Annotated in this window: 4 protein-coding genes; 2 read left to right on the forward strand and 2 right to left on the reverse strand. The window is 71.7% G+C overall.

Translation table 11 applies throughout. The annotated features are described in order from the left end of the window. Positions 1 to 726: FAD-dependent oxidoreductase (locus tag ABZU46_RS30540; protein WP_354863169.1), on the forward strand; the 726-nt coding region annotated here is incomplete at its 5' end. A gap of 110 nt (positions 727 to 836) precedes the next feature. On the opposite strand, the gene ABZU46_RS30545 is transcribed toward ABZU46_RS30540, so the two are convergent. Beyond that, the gene (locus ABZU46_RS30545) at positions 837 to 3,476 is read right to left on the reverse strand and encodes a discoidin domain-containing protein (protein WP_354863170.1); all 2,640 of its coding nucleotides are present in this window, start codon (positions 3,474 to 3,476) and stop codon (positions 837 to 839) included. Between the two features lie 349 nt (positions 3,477 to 3,825). Continuing rightward, positions 3,826 to 5,028 (reverse strand): ROK family transcriptional regulator, encoded by a 1,203-nt coding sequence (locus ABZU46_RS30550; RefSeq protein ID WP_354863171.1) that lies wholly within the window; start codon positions 5,026 to 5,028, stop codon positions 3,826 to 3,828. Positions 5,029 to 5,265: 237 nt separating this feature from the next. Between ABZU46_RS30550 and ABZU46_RS30555 the strand changes: the two genes are divergently transcribed. Then, positions 5,266 to 6,564: a sugar ABC transporter substrate-binding protein gene (locus ABZU46_RS30555; protein ID WP_354863172.1), complete on the forward strand. Its 1,299-nt coding sequence runs from the start codon at positions 5,266 to 5,268 to the stop codon at positions 6,562 to 6,564. The last annotated feature ends 42 nt before the right edge of the window (positions 6,565 to 6,606 follow it).

Raw genomic sequence — 6,606 nt, forward strand, 5'->3', positions numbered from 1 at the left:
ATCGTGGGCGGTCCTGCGGCGCTGGCCGAGCGGATGGCGGCCGGGTTGCCGCCGGAGACGCTGCGGCTGGGCGCCGCGGTGCACACGATCCGGCAGGACGCGGACGGGGTGACGGTGTGCACCGACGCCGGGCCCGTCGACGGCGACGCCGTGGTGGTCGCGCTGGCACCGGCGCTGGCCGGCCGGATCCGGTACGACCCCCCGCTGCCGGCGCTGCGCGACGGCCTGACGCAGCGGATGCCGATGGGGTCGGCGTGGAAGGTGCACGCCGTCTACGCCGAGCCGTTCTGGCGTGCCGACGGGCGCTCCGGCGTGTCCACCAGCAGCGCCGGACCGCTCACCGAGACGGTGGACAACTCCACCCCGACCTCGCCGCGCGGCGTGCTGACCGGGTTCAGCTACGCCGGCGACGCCGCCGCGCTGCGGGAGATGTCCCCGGCGCGGCGGCGGGAGTGCGTGCTCGACGCGTTCGCGGCCGTGGTCGGGCCGCGCGCGGCGGATCCGGTGGCGCTTGTCGAGTACGACTGGTCGGCCGACGAGTGGACGCGGGGCTGTTTCGGCGGTGTGCTGACTCCGGGGGCGTGGCGCACGTACGGGCCGCGGTTGCGAGCGCCGGTCGGGCGGGTGCACTGGGCGGGCACCGAGACGGCGACCCGCTGGGCCGGCTATCTGGAGGGGGCGGTACGCGCGGGCGAGCGCGCGGCGGCCGAGGTGCTGGCGTACTGAGGTGTGACCGTGGCCGGCCCGGTCTTCGGCGGGACCGGGCCGGCCCGGCCCGCGGTGCCACCCGCGCCAGCCCGGTCACGTGCGCGAGCGGGCCGGCGCGGGCGCCCCGGTCAGGGGTAGGTGGTCAGGTACACCTGCTGGGTGGCCGCGTTCGCGGTCCCGCCGGCGTTGTTGATCACCCGGTTGATGGTGCCGACACCCCCGAGCGAGACGGTCACCATGTTGGTGAACCGCACGTTCGAGTTGGTGGGCGCCTCGATGGCCCGGTCCGCGACGACTGCCGGGTTGACGTTGAAGTAGCAGTAGCTGCCCAGGCCCCACGCCCCGTGGCTGGTGACCGAGTCGGCCACCTTGTACGCGGCGTACCCCCGGGTCGACCCGTTCATCCAGGCGGCCTGGTTGGGCGGGTCGTACGGCATCTCGTTCTGGTAGAAGTACGTCCGGCCGCCGTTGCCGTTCCAGACGGTCTGGTACTTCTGGTAGTGCTCGACGAAGAGGCCGTACATGGTGACGTTGTCGCCGTTGACGGTCAGTCCGGTGTCGGCGGTGTTCAGCGTCCACCCGGTCGGTACGCCGCTGGCGGCGTGGTCGGCCCGCCACAGCCACATGTGGTCACCGATCACGTTGTCGCTGTTGACGGTCAGCGTGTTGGTGGCCTTGCCGACGTGCGGCCCGCCGATGCGGAAGAACACGTCGTGCAGCGAGGTCGGGTTCGTGGCGTGGCTCGCCGCCGAGCCGGACGGCCCGACCTCCATCAGCACCGGCGAGTTGGTCGTGCCGGCCTCGAACATCAGGCCGGCGACCTTGACGCCGTCCACATCGGCCACCCGCATCCCCACGCTGCCGTTGTCGGCCTGGATGGTGGCCAGGCCGAGGCCGAGGACGACCGTGTCGGCCCGGTTGACCTGGATCGGCTCGGTCACGTGGTGCACGCCCGGGGTGAAGAGCAGGTGCCGGCCCTGGGCGAGGGCCGCGTTGATGGTGGCCGCGCTGGTGCCGGGCTGGACGACGAAGAACTGCGACAGCGAGATCGACGAGCCGGCCGGGGTCTTGTTGTACCAGCTGGTGCCGGTCGAGTTGGTGCGCAGGGCGGGGACGAAGACCCGGTACTCACCGGTGCCGTCGACGTACAGGAACGGCTTCTCCCGCACCTGCGGGGTCTGCGCGATGACGGTGTGCGACGGGTTGGGGAAGCTCGGCGCCGGGGCGCCGACGACGCCCTGGAAGACCATGTTCCACACCGAGCCGGTCCAGCCGTTGCCGAACTCGCTGTTGCGGGAGTACCACTGCTGCTGCGAGCCGGAGACGACCAGGCCGTCGATGCGGGTGTCGGCCAGCAGGCCGCCGCTGGACCAGCCGTCGCCGCCGTTCCAGAGCTGGATCTGGTTCTGCGCGCCGCGCAGGTGCATCCGCCGGTACGGCGCGGCCTGCGACACCGCCCAGCGCTCCACGGTCTGCCCGGCGGGCAGGGTGACCGAGAGGTTCTCCGCGGCCCGCCAGAAGTTCTGGGTGGCGTTGCCGCCCATCCAGAACGCCTCGGTGCGGACATGGCCGTTGAGGTTGACGTCGTCGGGGCTCATGCCGAGCCCGGCGACCTGGGTGAAGAAGCCGAGGTTGACGTCGGCGGTGTAGGTGCCCGGCTTGAACAGCACGGCGTAGCGCTGCGGGCCGAACTGGTTGGTCTCCTGCTGGGTGAAGAGGGTGTTCAGTCGACTCTGGATGGTCGACGTCGGCGTGCTCGGGTCGAAGACGTACGTGTTCGGCCCGAGGTTGGGGTTGTACGGGTCGGTGGTGCCGACCGGGGGCTCGGTGGTGCCGCCGCCGGTCGTGTTCACCGCCAGCTCCCACAGCGAGTAGCCGTAGGCGGTGCCCCGGGCGGTGCCGTACACGCGCAGGTAGCGACCGCTGCCGGTGACGGTGAGGCTCTGCGTGCCGCCGGTGGCCGTCGTGGTCGAGTAGATGGTGGTCCAGGTGGACCCGTCCGCGGAGGTCTGGAGCTGGAAGGCCCGGGCGTACGCGGCCTCCCAGGTGAGGGTCACCCGGCAGATCGTGCGGGTGCTGCCGAGGTCGACGCGCAGCCACTGCGGGTCGCTGGCGGCGCTGGCCCAGCGGGTGCCGGTGTTGCCGTCGACGGCGGCGGACGCCGGGGTGCCGGCGTTCTCGGTGGACGAGGCGGTCGCCGGGCTGCCCTGGGCGACGTTGGTGCTGCCGCAGGTGGAGGTGCCGCCGTCGGTCTCGCCATAGACCTGGAACTCCCAGAGCGAGTAGCCGTAGCCGGTGCCCCGGGCGGTGCCGTACATGCGCACGTATCGGCCGGCGCCGGTGACGGTGAGGTTCTGGGTGCCGCCCGCGCCGGTGGTGGTCGAGTAGATCGTGGACCAGGTGGCCGCGTCGTCAGAGGTCTGGATCTGGAAGGCGCGGCCGTAGGCGCCCTCCCAGAGCAGGTTGACCTGGCTGATGGTGGCCCGCGCGCCCAGGTCGACCTGGAGCCACTGGGGGTCGCTGAAGGCGCTGGCCCAGCGGGTGCCGGTGTTGCCGTCGACAGCGGCCGACGCGGGGGTGCCGGCGTTCTCAGTGGACGAGGCGGTCGCCGGGCGTCCCTGCGACAGCAGGGTGGGGGCGGCCTGCGCCGGGGCGGTGGCCACGGCCGGGGTCAGGGCCGCCACCAGGGCCACGGCGACTCCGGCGAGGAGGTGCCGGACGGTCCGCCGCCGGGGACGCGGGCGTACGGATGTAGCACGAGATGTCATGACATCGCCTGTCGATAGGGCGTTACGGACGCCGGGGGTGGGGAGCGGTTTTCGCCCGTGGTGCCGTGGATGGTGCCGCCGATGCGACGCCGCGGGGAGAGGAGAGCGCTCTCGTAGGAGTGTTGCGGCGAGGTTGCGACGGAGTCAAGACATCGATCTATAACTTCGTTATTTATCCCGAGGATCGGTTTTGTGTAATTCCCAACCCCCACCCCCGTCCCCCAACCCCGACCACTTCCGGTGATCAAGAGGTTTGCGTCAGAAATCGCGCCCAGGATGACGCGAACCTCTTGATCACCGGGTGGAGGAGGAGGCGGGGTCAGGCGGGGTCAGGCGGGGTCAGGCGGGGTCAGGTGCGGCGGACGCCGCCGTCGGTGAGGAAGCGGGCGATCGGGAGGGTGGCCGCTCCCAGGGCCACCGCGTCCACGCCGAGGCGGCACAGCTCGATCGACGCCTGCTCGTACGGCTGGCGCAGCGCCTGCCGACCGGCGGCCTCGCGGACGGCCGGCAGCAGGTCGCCCAGCGCCATCGCCGCCCACCCACCGAGGACGACCCGCTCCGGGTTGAACAGGTTGATCAGGTTGGCCACCCCCGCGCCGAGGTAGCCGGCGGTGTCGTCCAGCACCCGGCGGGCGGTGGCCGACGACTCGGCGGCGGTGACCAGCGCGGCGAGCTGCGACTCCTCGTCCTCGCCCGGCACGGCGCGACCCCGACGCGCCTCGCGGTAGCGGTCGATGATCGCCTCCGCCCCCACGTACGCCTCCAGGCAGCCGCGCGCGCCGCACCGGCAGGCCCGGCCGCCGTACACCAGGGTGGTGTGCCCCCACTCCCCCGCGCTGCTGGACGCGCCCCGGTAGGTGGCGCCGTTGGTCACCACCGCCGCGCCCACGCCGGAGCCGACAAGCGCGAAGACGGCGTGCCGGGCGCCGCGCCCGGCGCCGAACCACATCTCGGCCTGGCCGAGGGTCTTCGCGCCGTTGTCGATGTGCAGCGGCAGGTCGGTGCCGGCGGCGATGAGGCGCTCCAGCGGCACCCGGTCCCAGCCGAGGGCCTGGGCGTGCACGACGGCCTCGACGCCCTGCTCGACCACGCCGGAGACGCCGATACCGACGCCGAGCACGTCGGCGGTGGCCACCCGGGCCTTGCCGGTGACCACCTCGATGCCGGCCAGCACGTGCCCGGCCACCACGTCGGGCTCGGTGCGCGCCGGGTCGAGCGGGTACTCGATGCTGGCGAGCAGGGTCATCGCGAAGTCGAACAGCTCGACCCGGACCCGGGTCTCGCCGACGTCCACGCCGATCACGAAGGCGTACCGGGGGGCGACCCGCAGCAGCATGCTGGGGCGGCCGCCGTCGGACTCGGCGGCGCCGGCCTCGGCGACGATGCCCTCGTCGATCAGGTCGGCCACCACGTTGCTCACCGCCGGCTGGCTCAGCCCCGTGCTGCGCACCAGGTCCTGCCGGGTGAGCGGAGCATCGAGGAAGAGCTTCGTCAGCAGGGCGGACCGGTTGCGCAGCCGGACGCTCCGGTTGGTGGCACGCGCCAGCTCCACTCGTCACCTCGTTCCCGTCGGCCGTTGGTGGCGACTGTAACCGCACCGTGCTTGACGACCCACCTGCCAGCAACTTTAATGACGACATTCATTAAGCCGTGATGTAACTCCCGGGAAACGCCGACGGACCCCCGACGGCGCATCCGGAGAAACCCCGTCCGCAGCCGGCAACCGTCGCCGCACCCCTATCGACGACGGCGGCCGGCGGACCCCCACCACGCACCGGAAGGGCTGACCGTGTCGAGACGACACCTCGGGATATTCACCGCCGCCGTACTGGCCGCCGCATCGCTGACCGCCTGTGGCGGCTCCGGCGACGACTCCGCCGCATCGCCCAAGACCCTCACCTACTGGGCCAGCAACCAGGGCGCCAGCCTGGAGGCCGACAAGACCATCCTCCAGCCGGAGCTGGACAAGTTCGAGAAGCAGTCCGGCATCAAGGTCAACGTCGAGGTCGTCCCCTGGTCGGACCTGCTCAACCGGCTGCTCGCCGCCGCCGCCTCGGGCAAGGGCCCGGACGTGGTGAACATCGGCAACACCTGGTCGGCGTCGTTGCAGGCCACCGGCGCGCTCGTCGAGTTCGACGACGCCGCCCTGCAGGCCGTGGGCGGCAAGGACCGGATCGTGCCCGCCGCGCTCGCCGCCGCCGGCGCCCCCGGCAAGCCGCCGGCCGCCGTGCCGCTCTACAGCATGGCGTACAGCCTGTACTACAACAAGAAGTCGTTCGCCGACGCCGGCATCACCGCGCCGCCGACCACCTGGGAGCAGCTCGCCGAGTACGGCAAGAAGCTCAGCACCGGCGGCAAGTGGGGCCTGGCGATCGAGGGCGCCAACCCGTCGGAGAACGCGCACCACGCCTTCACCTTCAGCCAGCAGTACGGCGGTGAGTGGTTCGACTCGGCCGGCAAGCCGACCTTCGACACCCCGCAGAACGTCTCGGCCATCAAGCGCTACATCGACTTCATGGCCGCCGACAAGATCACCAACCCGAGCAACGCGGAGTACGCGCAGAACCAGTCGGTCTCCGACTTCGCCAACGGCAAGGCCGCCATGCTGCTCTGGCAGTCCGCCGGCTCGAACCTCAAGACGCAGAACATGCCCGCCGACGCGTACGGGGTGGCCCCGGTGCCGTTCCTGGCCAGCCCGCCGGCCGGCGGCAAGAAGGTCAACAGCATGGTCGCCGGCATCAACATGGCGGTCTTCAAGCACACCAAGAACAAGGACGGCGCACTGAGCTTCGTCAAGTTCATGACCAGCGACGAGGAGCAGACGCTCCTCAACAAGACGTACGGCTCGCTGCCGGCCGTGAAGACGGCTGCCTCCGACCCGGCGTTCAGCGCGCCGGAGCAGAAGAGCATCCAGGAGACGCTCGTCACCACCGCGGCCCCGCTGCCGCAGGTGCCCGACGAGAGCACCTTCGAGACCCTGGTCGGCACCGCGATGAAGGAGTTGTTCGCCGACGCGGCGAGCGGCAAGCCGGTCACCGAGCAGTCGGTGAAGGCGAAGCTGACCGACGCGCAGCAGAAGATGCGCTGACCCACGCAGCGCCGGTGGCCGTGGTCGGGCGACGAGCCCGGC

It is taken from the genome of Micromonospora sp. NPDC005197 (genome assembly GCF_040608295.1).
GTDB lineage: Bacteria > Actinomycetota > Actinomycetes > Mycobacteriales > Micromonosporaceae > Micromonospora.